This is a genomic window from Faecalimonas umbilicata (genome assembly GCF_004346095.1).
GTDB lineage: Bacteria > Bacillota > Clostridia > Lachnospirales > Lachnospiraceae > Faecalimonas > Faecalimonas umbilicata.
In genome coordinates this window covers 1-20,603 of sequence record NZ_SLZV01000001.1, presented here as the reverse complement: position 1 = coordinate 20,603, position 20,603 = coordinate 1, and the positions used below count along the sequence as shown (strand labels likewise).

Here is a 20,603-nt window from a genome sequence, read left to right as displayed (position 1 = left end):
AAGGAGATTGAAAAGATGGAGGAACAGATTCGTGAAATTATAGAATATTATACAAAGGAGGGAGAAACGATTTCTCAGGAGGATCTCGTCAATATGCTGCGGGAGATCCAGGATGTGAAAGGATGTATTCCGGCAGCAGTGCAGAAACAAGTGGCAGAAGTTACAAAAATGAAGGAGACATTTCTGGCGGCAGTCATCAAACGTTATCCAAGCCTGAAGGCGGAGAATTATCGTCATGAGATTCAAATATGTGTAGGAGCAGGGTGTTCAGCAAAAGGCTCTTACGATCTTTTGAAAATACTTGAGAAAAAGTGGAAAATCCGGCAAGGAGAAGTATCTGAGGGAGGCAGATTTTATCTGCGGACAAGCGGGTGTATGAAACAGTGTGCCAAAGGGCCGAACATGATGATTGATGGAACGGTATATCATCATGTTACAGAGGAGAGTCTAGGAGAGATTCTGAAAGCATATCGATAGAAAAATGAATTAATAAATATAGATTCATTCAAAAAAGAATAAAAAATAAAAGAAAATAGTGAAAATGCGTAAATAAATGCAAGAAAGTATTGACGAAACGTCAAAAAATGAGTATGATGTTAAATTGAAAACAGATTTTGGAGGTCTTGCAATGTTAGCGTATAAGGATAGAAGTAAAGAGGAACTTTTAGAACTGAAAAGTCAGTTAGAACAAGAATTTCAAAAGGTAAAGGCACAGGGACTGCAGCTTGATATGTCTAGAGGAAAACCTTCTGCGGCACAGCTGGATCTTGCGATGGGGATGATGGATGTCCTTACAAGTGAATCCGATCTGAAATGCGAGGAAGGGGTAGATTGCCGAAATTACGGAGTACTCGATGGAATCCGTGAAGCGAAGCAGCTCCTTGCCGATATGACAGAAGTGCCGAAAGACAATATCGTTATCTTTGGAAATTCCAGTTTGAATATTATGTACGACACGATTGCACGTTCCATGACGCATGGGGTAATGGGAAGTACTCCGTGGGCAAAATTGGACAAAGTAAAGTTCTTATGCCCGGTTCCTGGATACGACAGGCACTTTGCGATCACAGAGCATTTTGGGATTGAAATGATCAATGTGCCGATGACGATGGATGGACCGGATATGGATATTGTGGAGAAGCTGGTCAGCGAGGATGATGCAATCAAAGGAATCTGGTGTGTCCCGAAATATTCGAATCCACAGGGAATCACATATTCTGACGAGACAGTACACCGCTTTGCAAAACTGAAACCGGCGGCAAAAGATTTCCGTATTTATTGGGATAATGCATATGGTATCCATCACTTATACGAAGACAAGCAGGACTATTTAATAGAGATTTTGATGGAATGTAAAAAAGAAGGAAACCCAGATATGGTGTATAAATTCTGTTCCACATCCAAAGTAAGCTTTCCGGGTTCCGGAGTTGCAGCGATTGCGGCATCGGATGCCAATCTTGTGGCGATCAGAAAACAGATGCAGATCCAGACAATCGGACATGATAAGTTGAATCAGCTGCGCCACGCACGCTTTTATAAAGACATTCACGGAATGGTGGAACATATGAAGCTGCATGCAGATATTCTGCGTCCGAAATTTGAGACAGTCCTGACAATTTTAGAGAGAGAGCTGGAAGGACTTGAAATCGGTTCCTGGTTACGGCCGCGAGGAGGATATTTCATCTCGTTTGATGCGATGGATGGATGTGCCAAGGCGATTGTTGCAAAGGCAAGTGAGGCAGGACTTGTCATGACACCTGCAGGGGCGACATTCCCGTATGGTAAAGATCCAAAAGACAGCAATATCCGTATTGCACCATCATATCCGACACCGGAGGAACTGGCGAAGGCATGTGAGATCTTTGTACTGAGTGTGAAACTGGTAAGTATTGATAAGATTTTGGAGAGTAAATCATAATATAGAATGCAGTTGATACTGTGAAAGGAAAAGAGCCGGGGATTTTGTTCCCGGCTCTTTTGGCAGAAGCGGCAAGAAATCACTTTTGCCAAAGATTTTATTATAGAGGAATTTGTCTCTATTCAGAGATAAATTTCAAGATTGCTTCCCGTGTAGTCTGATAGTAATCTTTTTCAAGATACATTGCGTGACCAGCGCCGTGCAGATGAAGTAATTTGGATCCTTCTGGAAGTTCCTTCTCAGCTTGATAACATCTGTCAATGTTCACATAGAAGTCATTGTCACCAGTAATAATCAATACAGGAACTTTTACTGCTTTTGTATCGATCAGCCAGCCATCGCCGATTTCCATAATCTCTTTCGCACCGCCGTTTGGACGTCCATGTCCGCCATCCTGAGCATATGTATGGTCTACCCACATTCCGTGAAGTTCTGGTTCGACCGTATCGAAATCAGTAACAAGATCATTGGTACCAGGAACATGTTGCCATACACGGATGACATATCCATAGTTTAGATAAGAAAATGGTTCTGTTACTGGAGTCGCTTCAAATGCACCACCGAAGCAAGGTCCAAGCCATACGACTTTCTTTAATAAATCCGGGCGCTGTGAAGCAACTTTGGAAGTTGTCATTGTTCCCCATGACCAGCCAAGCAAATCAAGTTTTTCTACACCCTGTAACTCACAGATTTTTTCGAGAGCATAAATTTCATCTTCTGCAGCATGTTGTGTTGTGACTTTCCATCCGTCTTCGTATTTTCCAGATTTTCCATATCCGCTAAGATCCAGACGCCATACAGTGTATCCGTTCTTTGCAAAATATTCGCAAACACTGTAATCTTTGTATTTGATATCAAATACATGCTGCGTGTAAGTTAATCCATGAACCATAAGGATATTTTTATCCTGCCAGCTTGCTGGACACCAGAATTTTGTAAGGTATAAGTCCGTACCATCGTCTTTTCTTTTCAGTTCTACCTGTTCACATTCGTAACGCATAAATCATGTCTCCTTTCGTTTTTCAGACTGTTTTTTTACTTGTCTTTATCATACTCCTTTTGAATCATAGAAACATCATTCAGAAAATAAATCTGTATGGATTTTGGGCAGTTGATGATACTGTTCAAAATTTTTATAGGAACGATGATGTCAGTGTAAAAGTTCTGGCATTGGATTGACGCCGGCCATGATTAGAATACCTACGACTACGGCGACAATTGCGCAATAAATTACACAAGGAATGATATTGGTACGCATCAATTTTCCTTCGTTTCCCATTGTTCCGGTTGTGGCACAGACGGATACAATGTTATTGACACAGATCATATTTCCGATGGCACCTCCCATATTTTGAAGAGCAACGATCAGTACTTGTGGCATAGCAAGCAGAGTCGCTGTTTCAAATTGCAGAGAAGAAAACAGAGTATTCGATACTGTGCAGGAACCAGACATAAAGGAACCGAGCACTCCGATCAATGGAGCAATTAAGAAATACGTTCCGTTGAAAATTTTGGCAAGTGCATTTGCCATGACATAGAGCATACTGCTGTTTGCGAAGGTAAATTCGCCATGAAACTCAGAGGAAGCAACTAAGTTTCCAATCGAAGGACAACAAGTGAAGCGATAGAGATTTACCATGGCTACACCAAACAGAAGAGCAATGGCAGCTCCGGATACTTGCTTTACAGAATCACGGCATGCAGTCTTCATTTCTTCTTTTGTCATTTTGTGAAGAAATACGGTGAAAATCGCAATCAGTATAAATGGGAAAATTCCAGGGTTCCATAAGAATTTAAAATCCCATGAAATATTTTCAAAACCTAAAATATGGTCAATGTGAATGATAAAAGGCTCGCTGGTAAGAATCGGTTTCAGATGGAAAAATCCTACGCGAGTCACGACGAGTAGAGCGCCGATCACAATATAAGGCAGCCATGCGAGAAAAGGCTTCATTTGTTTATCTTTTGCCTGTGCCACTTGCTGGGAGGACATCCAAGACGATTCGCCCCATTCAGATACGCCGTCAAAAGTCCAGATGTCTTTCGGCATCAGGAATCCTTTTTTGATGCAAAAGACTAAGATTGGCAATGCTCCCAGAAATGCAGTCATGGTAGTTAATTCAGGACCTGCAAAGATTGCCATAAGAATATAGATTACGCCAATCACACATCCGGTAAAGATGCAGAAAGGAAAAACCGGCAGTGCATCTTTAAAGCTTTTATTTTTTCCGAATACTTTTGTTAGGACACATACTCCGATCATAATGATGAAGATGCCACCGATCATATGTGGAATACAGGTCCATTTTGTTAATGCAAGTGTAAAGGCTTCACTATTTCCGCCGAGGTGCTCTACAGCAGACTGAACGGTAGAAGAAGCTGTTAAGGTTGGAACTCCGACAGGTCCTGGACAGACGGGAGTGGAGTTATAGATAAGGCAGATGGCTGCTGCGGCAAGCGGTGGAAATCCCAGGCTGATCAGAATTGGTGCAGCCAAAGCAGCAGGAGTACCAAAACCAGCAGCGCCTTCGATGAATCCAGCAAAAACATATCCGACCAGGATTGCTTGGATTCGCGCATCACGCGTAATTCCAGAGAAGAGTTGATTGATTGCGGCCATGGCACCAGACTGCTTGAGTACGTTCATAAGGAGAAGAGCTCCAAAAATGATAAACAAAGTTTCCAGAGCGCTTAGGAAACCAGAAATTGTTCTGGCTGAGATTTCCAGAAAATCCATTTTCCATACAAATCCTGCAACTAGGCAGGCAATCAGCCAAGAGAAAGGCAATGCACGTTTTGCAGGCCAATTGAAGACAGCCATAAAGATAATAGTGAATAAAATTGGAAGTGCAGCGATTGCAGCATATAGATACATAAATAAAACCCCCTTTTTTTCCGACCAATTTTTCTAATCAAATGCTAACAAGAGAAAAAGGGAAATTCATTTTACGAAAAAATGTTTTGTTGTAAATATGTACATAAGAGGAATATGTAAGAAAAAATAGAGATTCCGTACAATTTTTTGCAAATTTTATAAGTGAAAAGTATTACAAAAATGAAAAGTGTTCAATATTCATTTCTTCAATATTGCATATAGAAAAAAACTATCATACAATGAAAATACAGAAAAATGACAGGAAAAATAAAAAATGAAGCAATAATTTGTGAAGTGTGGAGGAAGAAGTATGTCGAATAATTCTATTACGAAAGAAGCGTTGGCAACTGCTTTGAAAAAATTACTGGAACAGCAGCCGTTATCGAAAATTTCTGTAAAGCATATTACGGACTACTGCAATATCAGTAGAAATACATTTTACTATCATTTCAAGGACAAATATGAGCTGATCAACTGGATGTTTTATACAGATATGTTGGAAAATGTAAATTCTTTTAACGATCCATCGAAGCTGACAGAGAGTTTTGTGAAAGTATGTAAGGCTCTTTATGCAGAACGGAAATTTTACTTTGCGTGTTTTCAATATGTTGGACAAAATTCTCTGTTTGAATCTTTGTATGAAATTTATTATGAACTTTGGAAGATCAATATTGATATGGGATATTCTGAATGCGGATTCAAGCTGTCGGAAAGTGAGTTGAGTCTGATGGCAAAGCTAAAAGCACATGCACTGGTAGGAATTATCAAAGATTGGGTAGATGAAGGAATGCATGATAATTATATGAAGTATTTTGAACAGATTCGTGAGATACTGGATTCCGAATCTTTAGGATACTCAATTTTATCGAATCAGAGAATGATGGAAAAACGAGCAGAGGAATTTGATAAAAATCCAATCAGAAAGAAGAATTTAAAAGTATGTTAAGGCAAATAGATTATATTTATTCTCAGCCAGAGGGAAGCTACACAAAAGAAGGGAAGATTATCCCGTTTATCAACTATCAGAGATCTGCGCCGGAACGTTGTCTCGATATGCTGCTGGCAAAATATTATGGAGAATCCTATCAAAGCGAAGTGCTGATGGATCTGCCGGAAAAAAGAAGTGTTCCGGAACTTCGATGTGATTTGAGAAAAGCGACTATTTTACTGATAACTGATGGGGGACTTGTGCCAAAAGGAAATCCGGATCGAATGCCGTCCACAAATGCAGGAAAATATGGAACGTATAGTTTGGAAGAGGAAGAGTACGAAGTCAGCCACCAAGGATATGATACAAGTTATGTAGAAGAAGATTACAACCGCCTATTGCCGATTGATGCGATGCAAGAAATGGAAAGAGAGGGGAAGATAGGGAAATTGTGTCCATTTTTTCTCTCCACTGTGGGGGTAATGACATCGGTAGAAAGAAGTATCCATCTCGGAAAGCAAATTGCAGCGGATGTGATAAAAAATAAGGTAGATGCGGTGCTGATCACATCAGCATGCGGTACAAGTACGCGCTGTGGAGCCTATATCGGAATTGAAATTGAAAAAAGAGGGATTCCGGTCGTACAGATAACAAACTTGACAAGGATTGCAGTGGATATGGGAGTAAGCCGTGTCGTGAAAGGAAACAACATCTGTTACCCATGCGGGGAACCGAAAAGGGCAGAAGAAGGGGAGTATTTATATAGGAGAAGGATTGTGGAGAAAGCGCTTCACATGTTGGAAGAAATATGCGAAAAGTAAAAAAAGATTCCGAAGGGTGCCCCTTTTCGGAGTCTTTTTGGCATATTGAGGATTTGTAATAGAATTAGACAAATTGTTTTTTTGTGAATTGGATGCGTGCTAATAAGGATTTACAATAAAGATAAAGTGAAAAGAGATCTATCCATACAACATAAATCTCGGTCGAAAGGAGAATGGATATGAGTAAGAGATTACAAATTGATTATGTTCGGGTAAACAAAGTACAATTTGGACAAAAAACCAGTCTGGAAGAAGGAGTTCTGACGGTCTGTAAAGAGGAATTGATTGATCTTGTAAAAAACGAATTGTTCGGCACACTGGATATCAAACTGGCAGTGCCGGGGGAGAGCTGCCGTATTTTGGGAATCCATGATATTATGCAGCCGAGGTGTAAGGCAGAGGCACCGGAGACATCCTACCCTGGAATTTGGGGAAAACTTGCACCGATGGGAGAAGGACGTACGGTTGCGTTAAAAGGTGTTGTTGTTTCTGATATTTATTATGCAAAATGCAATATCAAATATTATATGGATATGGGTGGTCCATGTGCAAAGTATACTCATTTTTCTAAACATTATCATGTGATCCTGGATGCAACTCCGGCGGAAGGAGTCACAGATGCAAGTTATGCAGAAGCACTGAAACATGCATCACTGACAATCAATGTTTATTTGGCAAAACTTGCAATTGGTCAGAAACCAGATGAAACAGAAGAGTTTGAAATGGGACCAGTCGGACCTGGAAAAGATGGGAAGCCACTTCCGAAGGTTGCTTATCTTGTTACGCATATGGCGTCGCATGACACATGGAATTTCCTTGTATATGGACAAAGTGCGATTGGATTTCTTCCGACAATTTTGCAGCCAACAGAAATTTTGGATGGAGCAATGGTATGGAGATACTGGGAACCAAACTACTATTTGCAAAATGAAGTATACCTGAAGGAATTGCTGCGCAGACACGGAAAGGATATTGAATTTGTGGGAGTTGTATTTGCCAACAATGTGATGAAAATCGATGGGAAAGATACGATGGGAATGATGGCAGCAACACTCTGTAAAGAAACGCTGAAAGCGGACTGTGTGATTATCAATAAATCTGGAATGGGACATTGCCAGCTGGATTCTGCCCTGGCGTTTAACTGGGCAGAAAAAATGGGAATGACCTGCGTGATGAATTTGTCCGCAGTATCGAACGATAAACCAGGAGATATGTTAGTCATTTCCGATTCGAAAATAGATGCAGTAGTAAACAGTGGAAGGAATTATGATCTGAATCATCCAAGAGTAGAGAGGGTGATTGGAGAGGAAACGAATGTACCAAGTCTGATGGGAGTAGATGTGTATGGTCCGTTTACACATACAACAAACTTTGCTTATCAGGGAATCTGGTCGCAGTTAGGAGACTGCTATGTGACAACAGACAGTGATCTGCCGGAAGTTCCACAGACAAATGGAAAGGAGGAGTCATAATGTCAGAGAAGATCAGAGTGATACATTATATTAATCAGTTTTATGCCGGAATGGGCGGGGAAGATACCGCAAGTGTTGGGGTCAGTGTAAAAGAAGAACCGGTAGGTCCGGGACTTCTTCTGAAAAGACTTCTGGGCGAATCTTACGAGATTGTAGCAACGATTATTTGCGGAGATAATTATATAGCGGAGCATACAGAAGAAGTGTGCAGGGAGTTTGTAGAACTTGTAAAGAAATATCAGGCAGATTTATTTGTGGCAGGACCAGGATTCAATGCAGGAAGATATGGATTGGGATGTGGAGCTGCTACGGCAGCGGTGACTGAACAGGTTAAAATTCCGGCGGTGACTGCTCTGTATGCGGAAAATCCAGGGACAGATCTTTATAAAGACCGCGCATATATTTTACAGACGGAGAACAATGCTGCCAAGATGAGAGAGGCAATGAAGTCCGTTGCAGAATTTGCGGACAGACTGATCAAAAATGATTTTATTGGAGATGGAAGAAAAGAAGGGTATCATGGATCGGGACCTGCAATTGAGATCGATTACAGTATACCGGCTCCAAGGCGTGCAATTTCTATGCTGCTTGCTAAGTATTACGGACAAAATTTCCATACAGAAGTTGTGATGCCGAATCACGAAGATATCCCGCTTCCGGTTTTGGATAAACCGTTATCTGAGATCAAACTGGCACTTGTTACAGATGGTGGATTGGTACCGAAAGGAAATCCGGATCACATGGTTCCGACAAACTCAAAATATTTTTGTAAATATAGTTTTCAAGATGCAGATACATTAAGACCAGAAGACTATGAGGTGAGCCATCAGGGATATAATAATGCATTTGTACTGGAAGATCCAAACCGACTGGTTCCGGTAGATGCAGTGGTGAAATTAAAGAAGGAAGGAAAGATTGGAGAAGTATTAAATTCTTATTATACAACGGCAGGGGTAATGACTCCTATGGAAGTTGGAAAGAAATTTGGGGAAGGAATCGCAGAGGACTTGAAGAAAAATGAAGTAGATGCGGTTATTCTGACTTCTACATGAGGTACTAGCTCTCGCTGCGGTGCAGTGATGGTAAAAGAAATTGAGAGAGCGGGGATTCCGATTGTGCATGTAACAAATCTGACAAAAATTTCAGAAGGTATTGGTGCACATCGAATTTTGCGTGGAAACAGTGTATTGCATGTATTTGGAAATCCATCCCTTCCAAAGAAGCAGGAAGAAGGTTTCCGAAAAGAACTGGTAGAGGAAGCGCTTGAAATGTTGACAGAGGCTCCGAAGGACGGACAGCATGCATTGATTCACGAATAGAGACAGAGTGTATACAGAAAGGAATGACTGGAAAGTGGATCGAGAATACGAGATGATTCAAAAATATCTTGTAAAGGTTAGAAGAAATCTACATCAGATCCCAGAACTTGGGACACATCTTCCAAAGACACAAAAGTATGTTTGTGAAGAATTAAAAAAAATGGGAATTCCTTATTGGTGTTCAGAAAAAGATAGTGGGATCATTGCTGAAATCCGAGGAAGATATGAAGGAAAGACGGTTGCCCTGCGAGCTGATATGGATGCGCTGCCGCTTCAGGAGCAAAATGCGGTTTCTTATCGGTCAAGGCATGAGGGGTGCATGCATGCCTGTGGACATGATGCGCATATGGCGATTTTGCTTGGGGCAGCAAAAATACTTCAGGAAGAACGAGATGGAATGCATGGAAATGTAAGATTGATTTTTCAGACAGCTGAGGAAATTTCCAGAGGCTCAGAGATTGCAATTTCAAATGGATGTCTGAAAGATGTAGCTGCTATTTTTGGACTTCATATCGGAAATATTTTAGGCAAAGAAATTCCGACAGGGACTCTTATTTTTCCAAGGGCATGTTGTATGGCATCTTTTGATAAATTTATTATTTGTGTAAAAGGGCAATCCTGTCATGGATCTACACCGGAGAAGGGCGTTGACCCTGTCAACATAGCAGCTCATCTTCTGATTGCTTTGCAGACAATACAGACAAGAGAAATATCGGGAACAGCGTCTAGTGTTATCACCGTTGGAAAAATTACAGGAGGAACCCAATATAATGTGATACCGGACCAGGTAGTTTTGGAAGGGACGATTCGAGCGCTGGATGAGACAGTGCGGCAGTATATTGCGAGAAGGATTAAAGGACTGGCAGTGGCTATTTCAGCGATGTTTGGAGGAAGCTGTGAGTGTGAGATTATATGGGGAGCTCCCCCGGTAGTCAATGATGAGACGATGGCAGAGCTGGCTGCAAAAGCCGTCAGCGATCTGTTTGAACCGAAAGATATTATTGAGGATTTTTCAATTCCTAATATGGGAGGAGAAGATTTTGCGAACTATCTTTTGGAAGTTCCGGGAGCTTTTTTCTTCCTGAGTTCTTCCAATGAAAAAAAGGGAACAGATATTCCACATCACAATCCAACATTTAATATTGATGAAGATGTGATGTGGAAAGGAACTGTGACATTTGTGCGAATTGTACATAATATGTTGCAGATTGAAAAAAAATAAAGCATATCTACAAAAGGCAGAGGATATCTACAAAATGGAGGAGATATCCTCTGCTTTTTTTGTGGAAAAATCATTGTGCGCAGCAAAATGGAGTGTGATATGATGAAAAGCAAAGAATTTTGTAATCGTTTAGGGAAGGAATGAGAAAAGATATGAAATTATTGTATCAGTTTGGCGTGATCATGACGGTCACATTTCTAGGGGAAGTTCTTCATGCAGTGCTCCCTCTTCCGGTTCCGGCAAGCATTTATGGACTTTTGATCATGCTATTTTGTCTTTGCGCGAAAGTGATAAAATTAAATCAGGTGAAACTTGCAGCGGATTTTTTGATTGATATTATGCCGCCGATGTTTATACCTTCGGCAGTTGGACTTATTACAGTGTGGGCGGATTTAAAGGAAATCGTTGTGCCGGTCATGATGATTATTGTTATCACAACGATTTTTGTGATGATTTGCACCGGAAAAGTATCACAGGGAATTATTGACTACAGGAGAGAAAAGGAAGTAGAACGGAAAGATGAAAGAGTTTTTTAGTGAATCGTTGTATTTTGGTCTGACGATCAGTATCGGAGCCTATGGTCTGGGCTTACTTGCACGGAAAAAATTGAAATGGGGGTTTTTGAATCCATTGCTGTTAGCGATCGTTGCAGTTATTGTTGTACTCAATGTATTGGATGTTGATTATGCTACTTACAACGAATCAGCAAAATACTTAAGCTATCTTTTGACTCCGGCTACTGTCTGCCTTGCGGTTCCATTGTATCAGCAGATGGAATTGTTGAAACAAAATTTCTGGGCAGTTTTCTGGGGAATTACGGCAGGCGTACTGTCAAGCCTCGGAAGTGTTTTCGGGTTGGCATATTTGTTTGGGCTGAGCCATGAACAGTATGTGACACTGCTGCCGAAGTCGATCACAACTGCGATTGGAATTGGAGTTTCCGAGGAGTTGGGAGGAATCTCAACGATCACCGTCGCTGTCATCATTGTGACAGGGGTGTTAGGAAATATCATCGGAGAATATATATGTAAAATGTTTGGAATCAGAGAACCGATTGCGGTAGGACTTTCTCTTGGAACGGCTTCGCATGCAGTCGGCACAGCAAAAGCATTGGAACTTGGAGAGGTGCAGGGAGCCATGAGCAGCCTTTCTATCGCTGTGTCAGGGCTGATGACGGTCATTGGCGCATCTGTTTTTGCCACATTTTTATAAATTTTTATTTTTGCCTATCCAAAGAAAATGAAAGATGGTACAATGACAGCAAATTCACAGTGAAACAGAGGAGGAGCAACAATGAGATGGATGATTGCATCAGATATCCACGGTTCTGCATATTACTGCAGAAAGATGATAGAAGCATACAGAAGAGAGAAGGCAGATAAGCTTCTGCTTCTCGGAGATATTTTATATCACGGTCCAAGAAACGACCTTCCGAAGGACTATGCGCCAAAGGAAGTGATCGCGATGTTAAATGAGATCAAAGAAGAGATTCTTTGTGTGAAGGGAAATTGTGAGAGTGAAGTAGACCAGATGGTTTTGGAATTCCCGATTATGGCAGATTACTGTATTTTATATTTGAATGACCGTATGATCTTTGCCACACATGGACATGTACATAATCTGGAACATGTGCCAATGTTAAAAAAGGGAGACATTCTTCTTCATGGACATACACATGTGCCGGTTTGCAGAGAAACGGACAGATGTATTTATATGAACCCGGGTTCTATTTCCATTCCAAAAGAAGATTCTCTTCACAGCTATATGATTTTAGATGAGAAATTTGAGTGGAAAGACCTTAATGGCGAAGTATATATGGAGAAAGAAATCAGATGAAAAAGAAAAGAATCCTGTTTGGGCTGATCGCAATAGGAATCAGTTTGTATATGAGTGGCTGCATGGAACTGATGCCGAAGGAGAAGCAGACGTTTCGGACAAGAGGAAAAGGGGTCTATCAAGGATTTGATCATGTTCCGGAAGATTATACTGCCGAACAGGCAAAGAGAGATGGATGTGTAGTTTACAGAGATACAAAGCTGGTTGACGGCGGAGAATACTGGGAACAGTTTTTAAGAAGTGCAGAGAGCAAAGAGCCTGCAAAAGTGCGGATCATGTATCAGTTTGGAAGGGAGAAAGAATGGTTTCTCGAAGATTTATTCTATGATGGGAAGAACTTCCGGGTGATTTTGTCAAAAGATCATGAGGTGCATGATTATGAATATAAATATTTGCTGGATTTGGAGGGACGTATGGATCAGGCAGTGAAGCCAGTCCGCTATGTTGTACTGACAAACGATAAAGATCTTTCCTTTCAGAATGTCTGGGACAGCGAGCATGCAAAGACCGAAGAAGAAAAGCTAAACTACAAGCGGATCATCTATGAAATTCCATAAAGCTAAAAAAGAGAAATAACGATAAGAAGTTGCCGTAAAGAAAAAATACGGCAACTTTTTTTGAAGTAAAATCTTAAATTTGTTCCTGATCCTGCGGTCTGCTGACTTTTCCTTTGAATCGCTGATAAATGTAAGTATTTGCTTCACGTTCCTCGGTGTCATCAAGAGGAGCGAGCTCGATTGACTTCTTATATTTTCTTTCAAGTGCTTTTGAGAGAAGATGATCACAAATCTGAGGATTTTTTGGGAGAAGCGGTCCGTGCAGATAAGTTCCGATCACATTTTTATAAATGATCCCTTCGTAGCCGCTCTGTCCGTCATTTCCACTTCCATAAATGACTTTTCCGAATGGCTTCTGATCTTTGATATAAGTTCTGCCGCCGTGATTTTCAAAGCCGACCACAGGCATATCAGAAAGTTCGCTCTCCAGAACAATGTTATCGATGAGTCGATAATCCTTGCCCTGTTCTGTGTAAATATCTACGATGGAAAGCCCTTCGATCACACCTTGATCAGTGGAATAGTGGGTCCCGAGTAACTGGTATCCGCCGCAGACTGCAAGGACAACACCGCCGTCCTCCACATAAGCTTTGAAATCATCGCGGATTTCCTTCAGACGTTCGCAGACAAGCATCTGTTCCCGGTCAGACCCTCCACCGAGCAGAACGATGTCCAGTTCAGAGAAGTCGACCTCGTCCTGAATCTCAAATTCAATTGTCTCTGCTTCGATGCCTCTCCATTGGAGCCGCTTCATCATACATTGAATATTTCCCCGGTCTCCGTAGAGATTCAGAAGATCTGGATAAAGATGTCCGATAGTCAGTTTCATGATTGTTCACCCTCCATTCGCTTTAAGATATTATGAGTACTATACAAGGCAGTATAATTGACAAGGACGTATAAATTTCCGGTGCCATCGGCGATGCGTTTCCGGACTGCGGTCTCAATATCCGGCTCCAAAATAGAAGGGATATCTACATATTTCAATCGTAAGCGCATATCCTGACAGCGGATTCCGCTGACGGTGATGGAACGTATGGATGGGTCGCCTAGGCGGTCAAAGTCCACATCCCAGAGCCAGGACACATCAATTCCGTCCTGATCATTGTCGTTGATCAGAATAATCAGATCTTTCGGGCTGTCATCCTCCATGACGGCGGAAATGTTTTGGTTAAATCCTGCTGGGTTCTTTGCAAGGTTTAAGATAATTTCCGTTCCTTTGATAGAGAAATGTTCCATTCGTCCGTTTTCTGGGTTGTACTTGCCGAGGATCTCATTGAAATTTTGAAGTGGAATACCGGCTTCTTTGACAGCAGCATATACAGCAAGAATATTGTAGACATTGTAGAAACCACGATAATTTACATGAATATGCTCCCCATTTGCATCGAAGTCCAGAACCTTTCCAGTCTTGACATTGCTTGCGTTATAGTTTAGCTCTGGTCGGTGGAAATCACAGTTTGGACAGTGGTAGTCCCCGAGCTGGCTGTAATGGTAGAAATTGTAAAACAATTTTGCTCCACATTTTTTGCAGAAACGTCCTTCTTTGATCTCGTTGATGCTTTGTTCTTCAAATACTTGCTCCTGAATTCCGTAAGTGACATATGGATTGCCGCTTTCCTGGGCAAGATACGTGGAGAGTGCATCATCTCCATTGACGATGATCGTCATCTCCGGAGCAATTCGCATTGCATCTTTTAACAGATTCATTGTGATATCAATCTCGCCATAGCGATCCAGCTGATCCCGAAACAGATTGTTCAGTATCATGTAATCCGGTTTGAAATGCGGGAAAATGCGCAGTGTGGAGGCTTCGTCCACTTCGATACAGGCATAGTCGGCATCGATTTTTCCATTCCATTTTGCAGATAGTACAAAAGCGGCAATAGCTCCGTTTAACATATTGGAACCGGAGTGGTTACAGATTACCTTTTTTCCCTGTCCCTCCAAAGTAGAGCAGAGAAGATTATTGATTGTGGTTTTTCCATTTGTACCACAAACGACAAAGATTTTCTCACGGACATCAGCGGCCATCTCTGTCAGAATATCAGGATCGATCGTAAGTGCAATCTTACCAGACCAGGTGAGCCCCTGCTTTCCTAACAATTTACATACAAAGCCTGTGAGCTTTGAAGCCCATATGGCAAATAATCTACGTATTTTCACAGTGTTCCTCCATCTTGTTTTATTTTCTTATTTACGTTGCTATTATATCTGAAATTAAAAGGAGTGTAAAGGGCAAGAGAATGCATTGACAAGAAATGTCATATGTTATAACATGTATATAACAACGGAGGTGAGGTTATGTTTATCGAGATTGATTTTAACAGTTCAGAAGCGCTGTATATTCAGCTTCGGAATCAGATCATTATGGGAATTGCGACATCTACGATCCGGGAAGGGGATACACTTCCGTCTGTCAGGCAGCTTGCGGAAAATATCGGTATCAATATGCATACAGTAAATAAGGCGTATTCGGTCTTAAAGCAGGAAGGGTTTCTTCAGCTGGACCGCAGAAAAGGTGCTGTGATCGCCATCGATGTCAATAAACTTCAGGCGGTGGAAGAGATGAGAGAGCAGCTCAGAGTACTGCTTGCAAAGGCAAGCTGTCAGAACATTTCCAGGGAGGAAGTTCATCAGCTTGTGGATGAGATTTATGAAGAATATGTGTAGGAGAGATAGAAGGAGGAATTCATGCAGATTGGATATACAAAACAGGCTGAGAGTGTGTTAAAGACCGCGAGGAGTGCAGCAAAGGAGTTAAGACACCCATATATTGGGACAGAACATCTTTTGCTTGGACTGCGGAGAGTGTTTACGGGAGTGGCAGGTCAGATCCTTGCGGCAAACGGAGTAAATGAGAATGAGATTTTGAAAGTGATCGGAGAACTGATTTCTCCGACAGAGGAAGTTGTATTTGAAGGAAAGGCAGAGAGAAGTCCACGCTTAGAGTATCTTCTTGAGAACAGCAGAAGAGAGGCAGAGCGATTTCAGGCATCGGAGGTTGGTACGGAGCATATGTTGATGGCGATCGTGCGTGATTCAGAGTGTGTTGCGGCCAGAATCCTTACAACGTTAAATATCAGTCTGACAAAGATTTATCAAGATATTTTTGAGGCGGCAGGGATTGATCCGGCGGAATTTTCAGAGGAAGCCGGAAGTGGAAGAAGAGGACAGCCAGGGATGCTGGAGCAATACTGCACAGATCTGACAGAGAAAGCAGCAGATGGGAAGCTGGATCCGGTTGTTGGAAGAACGGAAGAGATTGAGCGGCTGATGCAGGTATTAAGCCGCAGAACGAAGAACAATCCATGTCTTGTCGGGGAACCGGGAGTTGGAAAGACTGCGATCATTGAAGGGCTTGCACAGAGAATCGTGTCGGGGATGGTTCCAGAGAGTATGAAGCATAAGCATATTCTGACGTTGGATCTTGCTGCTCTCATTGCGGGATCTAAGTATCGGGGAGAATTTGAAGACAGGATGAAGCGCCTGATTCAGGAAGTGAAAAGTTCATCGGATATTCTTCTGTTCTTAGACGAGGTACATACAATGATCGGTGCAGGAGGTGCAGAGGGGGCTATGGATGCCTCTAACATTTTGAAGCCATCGCTGGCGCGTGGAGAACTGCAGTTGATCGGCGCAACAACAATCTCTGAATATAGAAAATATATTGAGAAAGATGCAGCGTTGGAGCGGAGATTTCAGCCGATTACAGTTGAAGAGCCGGATAGTGCCCAGAGTATTCAGATTTTGGAAGGTCTGAAGGGAAAATATGAATCACACCATCATGTTACGATTGAGCCGGGAGCACTTGAGGCTGCGGTCAAACTGTCAGAGCGCTATATCAGTGACAGGAATCTGCCGGATAAGGCGATTGATGTTTTGGATGAAGCGTGTTCCAAGGCAAATCTTAATGGGTTTAAAGTTCCGGACAATCTGACAAAGACAGAGGAAATTCTGCAGTCTCTCATGAAGGAGAAGGAACAGGCCGTGGCAGAAGGCCGTTTTGCAGAGGCATCGATGTTGAATCAGGAGCAGCAGGCTGTTGAAAAGAAATTAGAGAGCATTAAGAAACGGTTTGACAAGAATCAGGCATCGCATCAGATTTGCGTGACAGAGCAGCAGATTGCAGAAGTAGTGTCTGTCTGGACAAAGATTCCGGTACAAAAACTGGGAGAATCTGAAAGTGCAAGGTTAAGAAAATTAGAGCAGACTTTACAGAAGAGAGTGATCGGTCAGGAAGAAGCGGTCACTGCTGTTGCGAAAGCGGTGAAGCGGGGACGTGTAGGACTGAAATCCCCGAACAGACCGATTGGGTCATTTTTGTTTCTTGGACCGACAGGTGTGGGGAAGACAGAGCTATCCAAAGCACTTGCGGAGGCGTTGTTTGGACAGGAAGATGCAATGATTCGCGTCGATATGTCAGAATACATGGAGAAGCATAGTGTGTCAAAGATGATTGGTTCCCCTCCGGGATATGTCGGACATGAGGAAGGCGGGCAGCTCAGCGAGAAAGTCAGAAGGAATCCATATGCAGTAATTTTGTTCGATGAGATTGAAAAAGCACATCCGGATGTATTTAATATTTTGCTTCAGGTACTTGATGATGGGCATATTACAGATTCCCAGGGAAGAAAGATTGATTTCCGTAATACGGTCATTATTATGACGTCGAATGCAGGGGCAAAGGCAATCGTGGAACCGAAGAAGCTGGGATTTGCTGCAAAGGAAGATCCGCAGGATGACTATAAGAAGATGAAAAGCAATGTAATGGATGAAGTGAAGCAGTTGTTCCGACCGGAATTCTTGAACCGGATCGATGAAATTATTGTGTTCCATGCGCTTAGTGCAGAGAATTTGAAGAAAATTGCAGGATTATTGTGCAAGGAATTTGCAGTTCGTGTTCAGTCACAGTTAAATATCCAGTTACACATCCGTGATTCAGTCAAAAAACATATTGTGGAAGTGGGAACAGATACTAAATATGGAGCAAGGCCGCTGAGACGTGCAGTGCAGAATGAATTGGAAGATAAGATGGCAGAGGCGATTCTTGCCGGAGAAATCCACTCCGATATGGAGGTAGAGGTATCCTTTTCTAAAAAACAAATTAAATTTCTGCCGAAAGTGACAAAGAACTAGAAAAATATCACAAATTATTATATAATATCAGAAAACACCTTATCCACACTATGATGAGAGGGGATAAGATGCAGAAATGAAAATATGAAGTACCGTAGGAGGAGAACAAGATGGCTGCAGTAAAAGAATTATTGCGTGTAGAGGAAGACGGAACACTTAGTTTTGGGGATTTTACATTAGCACAGAAGACAAAATTGGATAACTTTGAATTCGAAGGAGATGTATATAAAGTAAAGACCTTCTCAGAGATCACAAAACTAGAGAGAAATGGAATGTTCGTCTATGAATCTGTACCGGGGACTGCTGTTGAACATTTTGCAGAAACAGAAGATGAAGTGGCATTTACAGTATCTGCGAAGGAAGATGCACAGTTTACATTAGAACTGGAACCAGACTGTGAATACATTGTGTATGTGGACGACGTCAATATCGGAAAAATGATGACAAATCTGAGCGGGAAACTGAGTGTCAGCGCAGAACTTCAGGAAGGCGTCAACGCAAAGATCAGAGTGGCAAGAGTTTAAAGAAGAGCATACTTGTAATGAGGGTGTAAGTTACATAAAGAGATTACAAATCAAGAAACAAGGAACCGATGCAAAAATGAGACAGTGTCTTGAGGCAGGGCTCCTTGTTTCATTTCATATAAAGAAAACAAAAAAGGAAAACGAATATGGCAAAATCAAAAAAGAGTATATTTTTCTGCCAAAATTGTGGGCACGAAGAAAATAAATGGCTCGGACAATGCCCGGTGTGCAGAGAATGGAATACGTTTGTAGAGGAAAAGATCACTGCTTCCGGAAATCCAAAATCTGTCCTTGCATCGGTAAAAGAAGTGGAAATTTTATCTTTGAATGATGTGGAGACAGAGCATGAAGAAAGGATCTATACAAAAATCGGAGAATTGGATCGTGTACTTGGAGGAGGGATCGTACCGGGATCGCTAATTCTGGTAGGAGGAGATCCAGGAATCGGCAAATCAACACTTTTGCTGCAAGTTTGTCGGGAACTCGGTGGGGATCAGAGGAAGATTCTTTATATTTCAGGGGAAGAGTCACTCAGGCAGATAAAACTGCGTGCAAAGCGGATGGGAGAATTTAGTGAGACGGTCTTTTTGCTGAGTGAGACGAATCTAGAGAAGATTCAAGGTGTGTTAGAGTCACGCAGACCAGAGATCGTGATCATTGACTCTATTCAGACAATGTACAGCGAAGCTGTGGGATCTGCACCGGGAAGTGTATCTCAAGTACGGGAATCTACGAATGTTTTCATGCAACTTGCGAAGGGGCTTGGAATTTCGATTTTTATTGTAGGACATGTGACAAAAGAAGGGACAGTTGCAGGTCCGAGAGTGCTGGAACATATGGTGGATACCGTTTTATATTTTGAGGGAGATCGACATGCGTCCTACCGGATTCTGCGAGCGGTAAAGAATCGGTTCGGATCTACGAATGAGATTGGCGTCTTTGAAATGAGGCAGGATGGACTCAAAGAGGTAGAAAATCCATCAGAATATATGCTGGAAGGAAGACCGGAGAATGCTTCGGGATCTGTGGTGGCATGCTCCATGGAAGGAACGAGACCGATTTTGATTGAAATACAGGCACTTGTCTGTCCGACAAATTTTGGGATGCCAAGGCGCACAGCTGCGGGGACGGATTATAACCGCGTCAATCTTTTGATGGCAGTTCTTGAAAAAAGAATAGGATTTCCACTTTCAAACCATGATGCTTATGTAAATATTGCCGGAGGAATTAAGATGAATGAACCGGCGGTAGATCTGGGAATTGTCCTGGCAATCGTATCCAGTTATAAAAACCGACCGCTTGATGAAAAGACGATCGTATTTGGAGAAGTTGGATTAAGCGGTGAAGTGCGTGCAGTAAATATGCCGGAACAGAGAGTGGCAGAAGCGAAGAAACTTGGATTCACCACTTGCATTTTGCCGGAGGCTTCTGTGAAAATGGTGAAAAGTATAAAGGGAATCCGAGTGATTGGCGTAAAGAGTGTTAATGAAGCAATACAGCTCTTATAGAAAAAAGAAAAGAGATATATGCAATTCAAAAGGTCATTTCTTTCACCTAGGACACAGGCAGTCTGACGGAAGAACAATCTCAAAGGCTGCCTGTAACATGAAGTGAAAAAACGTCGGAAAAGTATAAAATTACAAAAAAATAGAAAAAAATGAAAAAACCTATTGACAGTTTCTGTCGAAGATGATATTCTAATGGAGCGCTCGAGAGAGCAGACAAGTTCAAAAAAAGTTTGAAAAAGAAAAATAAAAAAGTACTTGACAAACAAAAAGGACTTGTGATAATATATAAATCGTTGTTGCGAAACAAAAACAACGAAAAATAAAAATAAAAAAGTGCTTGACAAGTAAGAAACGCTGTGATAAAATAAAACAGCTGATTACGAAAAGCAAAACAGAACATTGATAATTAAACAATAGACAACACAACCCTGAAAATTTCGAACAAATGAGAAAATTTCAGAACAGACAGAAATGTCAACCTAAA

Annotated in this window: 19 protein-coding genes; 15 read left to right on the top strand and 4 right to left on the bottom strand. The window is 41.7% G+C overall.

The features are described from left to right. The first annotated feature begins 15 nt into the window (after positions 1 to 15). Positions 16 to 477 (top strand): NADH-quinone oxidoreductase subunit NuoE family protein, encoded by a 462-nt coding sequence (locus tag EDD74_RS00105; protein ID WP_116441201.1) that lies wholly within the window; start codon positions 16 to 18, stop codon positions 475 to 477. Between the two features lie 151 nt (positions 478 to 628). After that, positions 629 to 1,918 (top strand): aspartate aminotransferase type Ic, encoded by a 1,290-nt coding sequence (locus tag EDD74_RS00100; RefSeq protein WP_174704833.1) that lies wholly within the window; start codon positions 629 to 631, stop codon positions 1,916 to 1,918. 118 nt (positions 1,919 to 2,036) lie between these two features. Here EDD74_RS00100 and EDD74_RS00095 read toward each other — a convergent pair whose 3' ends face one another. Both EDD74_RS00095 and EDD74_RS00090 read right to left on the bottom strand, forming a co-directional pair. Next, a complete protein-coding gene (locus tag EDD74_RS00095) occupies positions 2,037 to 2,918 on the bottom strand; it encodes an alpha/beta hydrolase (protein ID WP_008977345.1) in 882 nt (293 codons plus the stop codon). Positions 2,919 to 3,068: 150 nt separating this feature from the next. Then, positions 3,069 to 4,739 (bottom strand): L-lactate permease, encoded by a 1,671-nt coding sequence (locus EDD74_RS00090; RefSeq protein WP_330572294.1) that lies wholly within the window; start codon positions 4,737 to 4,739, stop codon positions 3,069 to 3,071. A gap of 364 nt (positions 4,740 to 5,103) precedes the next feature. On the opposite strand from EDD74_RS00090, the gene EDD74_RS00085 reads away from it, so the two are divergent. From EDD74_RS00085 to EDD74_RS00040, 9 genes are all read left to right on the top strand, one after another. Next, a complete protein-coding gene (locus tag EDD74_RS00085; RefSeq protein WP_008977343.1) occupies positions 5,104 to 5,739 on the top strand; it encodes a TetR/AcrR family transcriptional regulator C-terminal domain-containing protein in 636 nt (211 codons plus the stop codon). Continuing rightward, entirely contained in the window at positions 5,733 to 6,542 is an 810-nt protein-coding gene (locus EDD74_RS00080) for a glycine/betaine/sarcosine/D-proline family reductase selenoprotein B (protein WP_008977342.1), read from the top strand. Before EDD74_RS00085 ends, EDD74_RS00080 begins: the two co-directional genes overlap by 7 nt. Positions 6,543 to 6,721: 179 nt before the next feature. Continuing rightward, positions 6,722 to 8,014 carry a fluoroacetate reductase subunit FarE gene (gene farE / locus EDD74_RS00075; RefSeq protein ID WP_116441202.1) on the top strand — a complete coding sequence of 431 codons (1,293 nt, stop codon included), beginning with the start codon at positions 6,722 to 6,724 and terminating at the stop codon, positions 8,012 to 8,014. Further along, complete coding sequence (locus EDD74_RS00070; protein ID WP_278320657.1) at positions 8,014 to 9,333, top strand: glycine/betaine/sarcosine/D-proline family reductase selenoprotein B; 1,320 nt, start codon at positions 8,014 to 8,016, stop codon at positions 9,331 to 9,333. Before farE ends, EDD74_RS00070 begins: the two co-directional genes overlap by 1 nt. A gap of 52 nt (positions 9,334 to 9,385) precedes the next feature. Further along, positions 9,386 to 10,555 carry a M20 metallopeptidase family protein gene (locus EDD74_RS00060; protein ID WP_016441412.1) on the top strand — a complete coding sequence of 390 codons (1,170 nt, stop codon included), beginning with the start codon at positions 9,386 to 9,388 and terminating at the stop codon, positions 10,553 to 10,555. 152 nt (positions 10,556 to 10,707) lie between these two features. Next, on the top strand, positions 10,708 to 11,091 hold the full coding sequence (locus EDD74_RS00055; RefSeq protein ID WP_116441403.1) for a CidA/LrgA family protein: 384 nt from the start codon (positions 10,708 to 10,710) through the stop codon (positions 11,089 to 11,091). Continuing rightward, positions 11,075 to 11,767, top strand: coding sequence for an LrgB family protein (locus EDD74_RS00050; protein WP_016441411.1), 693 nt, complete (start codon positions 11,075 to 11,077; stop codon positions 11,765 to 11,767). The genes EDD74_RS00055 and EDD74_RS00050 overlap by 17 nt, the downstream gene beginning before the upstream one ends. Before the next feature lie 81 nt (positions 11,768 to 11,848). Beyond that, positions 11,849 to 12,391 carry a phosphodiesterase gene (yfcE, locus tag EDD74_RS00045; RefSeq protein ID WP_009263564.1) on the top strand — a complete coding sequence of 181 codons (543 nt, stop codon included), beginning with the start codon at positions 11,849 to 11,851 and terminating at the stop codon, positions 12,389 to 12,391. After that, entirely contained in the window at positions 12,388 to 12,948 is a 561-nt protein-coding gene (locus EDD74_RS00040; protein WP_009263563.1) for a nucleoside phosphorylase-I family protein, read from the top strand. The genes yfcE and EDD74_RS00040 overlap by 4 nt, the downstream gene beginning before the upstream one ends. Before the next feature lie 73 nt (positions 12,949 to 13,021). Here the strand turns inward: EDD74_RS00040 and EDD74_RS00035 are convergent, their stop codons facing one another. Both EDD74_RS00035 and EDD74_RS00030 read right to left on the bottom strand, forming a co-directional pair. After that, positions 13,022 to 13,777, bottom strand: coding sequence for a type 1 glutamine amidotransferase (locus EDD74_RS00035; RefSeq protein ID WP_008977333.1), 756 nt, complete (start codon positions 13,775 to 13,777; stop codon positions 13,022 to 13,024). Next, a complete protein-coding gene (locus tag EDD74_RS00030; protein WP_008977332.1) occupies positions 13,774 to 15,114 on the bottom strand; it encodes a MurT ligase domain-containing protein in 1,341 nt (446 codons plus the stop codon). The genes EDD74_RS00035 and EDD74_RS00030 overlap by 4 nt, the downstream gene beginning before the upstream one ends. Before the next feature lie 138 nt (positions 15,115 to 15,252). On the opposite strand from EDD74_RS00030, the gene EDD74_RS00025 reads away from it, so the two are divergent. From EDD74_RS00025 to radA, 4 genes are all read left to right on the top strand, one after another. After that, positions 15,253 to 15,621, top strand: coding sequence for a GntR family transcriptional regulator (locus tag EDD74_RS00025; RefSeq protein WP_008977331.1), 369 nt, complete (start codon positions 15,253 to 15,255; stop codon positions 15,619 to 15,621). A gap of 21 nt (positions 15,622 to 15,642) precedes the next feature. Continuing rightward, the gene (locus EDD74_RS00020) at positions 15,643 to 18,087 is read left to right on the top strand and encodes an ATP-dependent Clp protease ATP-binding subunit (RefSeq protein WP_116441204.1); all 2,445 of its coding nucleotides are present in this window, start codon (positions 15,643 to 15,645) and stop codon (positions 18,085 to 18,087) included. A 110-nt stretch (positions 18,088 to 18,197) separates the two neighbouring features. Continuing rightward, positions 18,198 to 18,611, top strand: coding sequence for a hypothetical protein (locus EDD74_RS00015; protein ID WP_008977329.1), 414 nt, complete (start codon positions 18,198 to 18,200; stop codon positions 18,609 to 18,611). A gap of 146 nt (positions 18,612 to 18,757) precedes the next feature. Then, entirely contained in the window at positions 18,758 to 20,119 is a 1,362-nt protein-coding gene (gene radA / locus EDD74_RS00005; protein ID WP_008977328.1) for a DNA repair protein RadA, read from the top strand. Positions 20,120 to 20,603 lie beyond the last annotated feature (484 nt).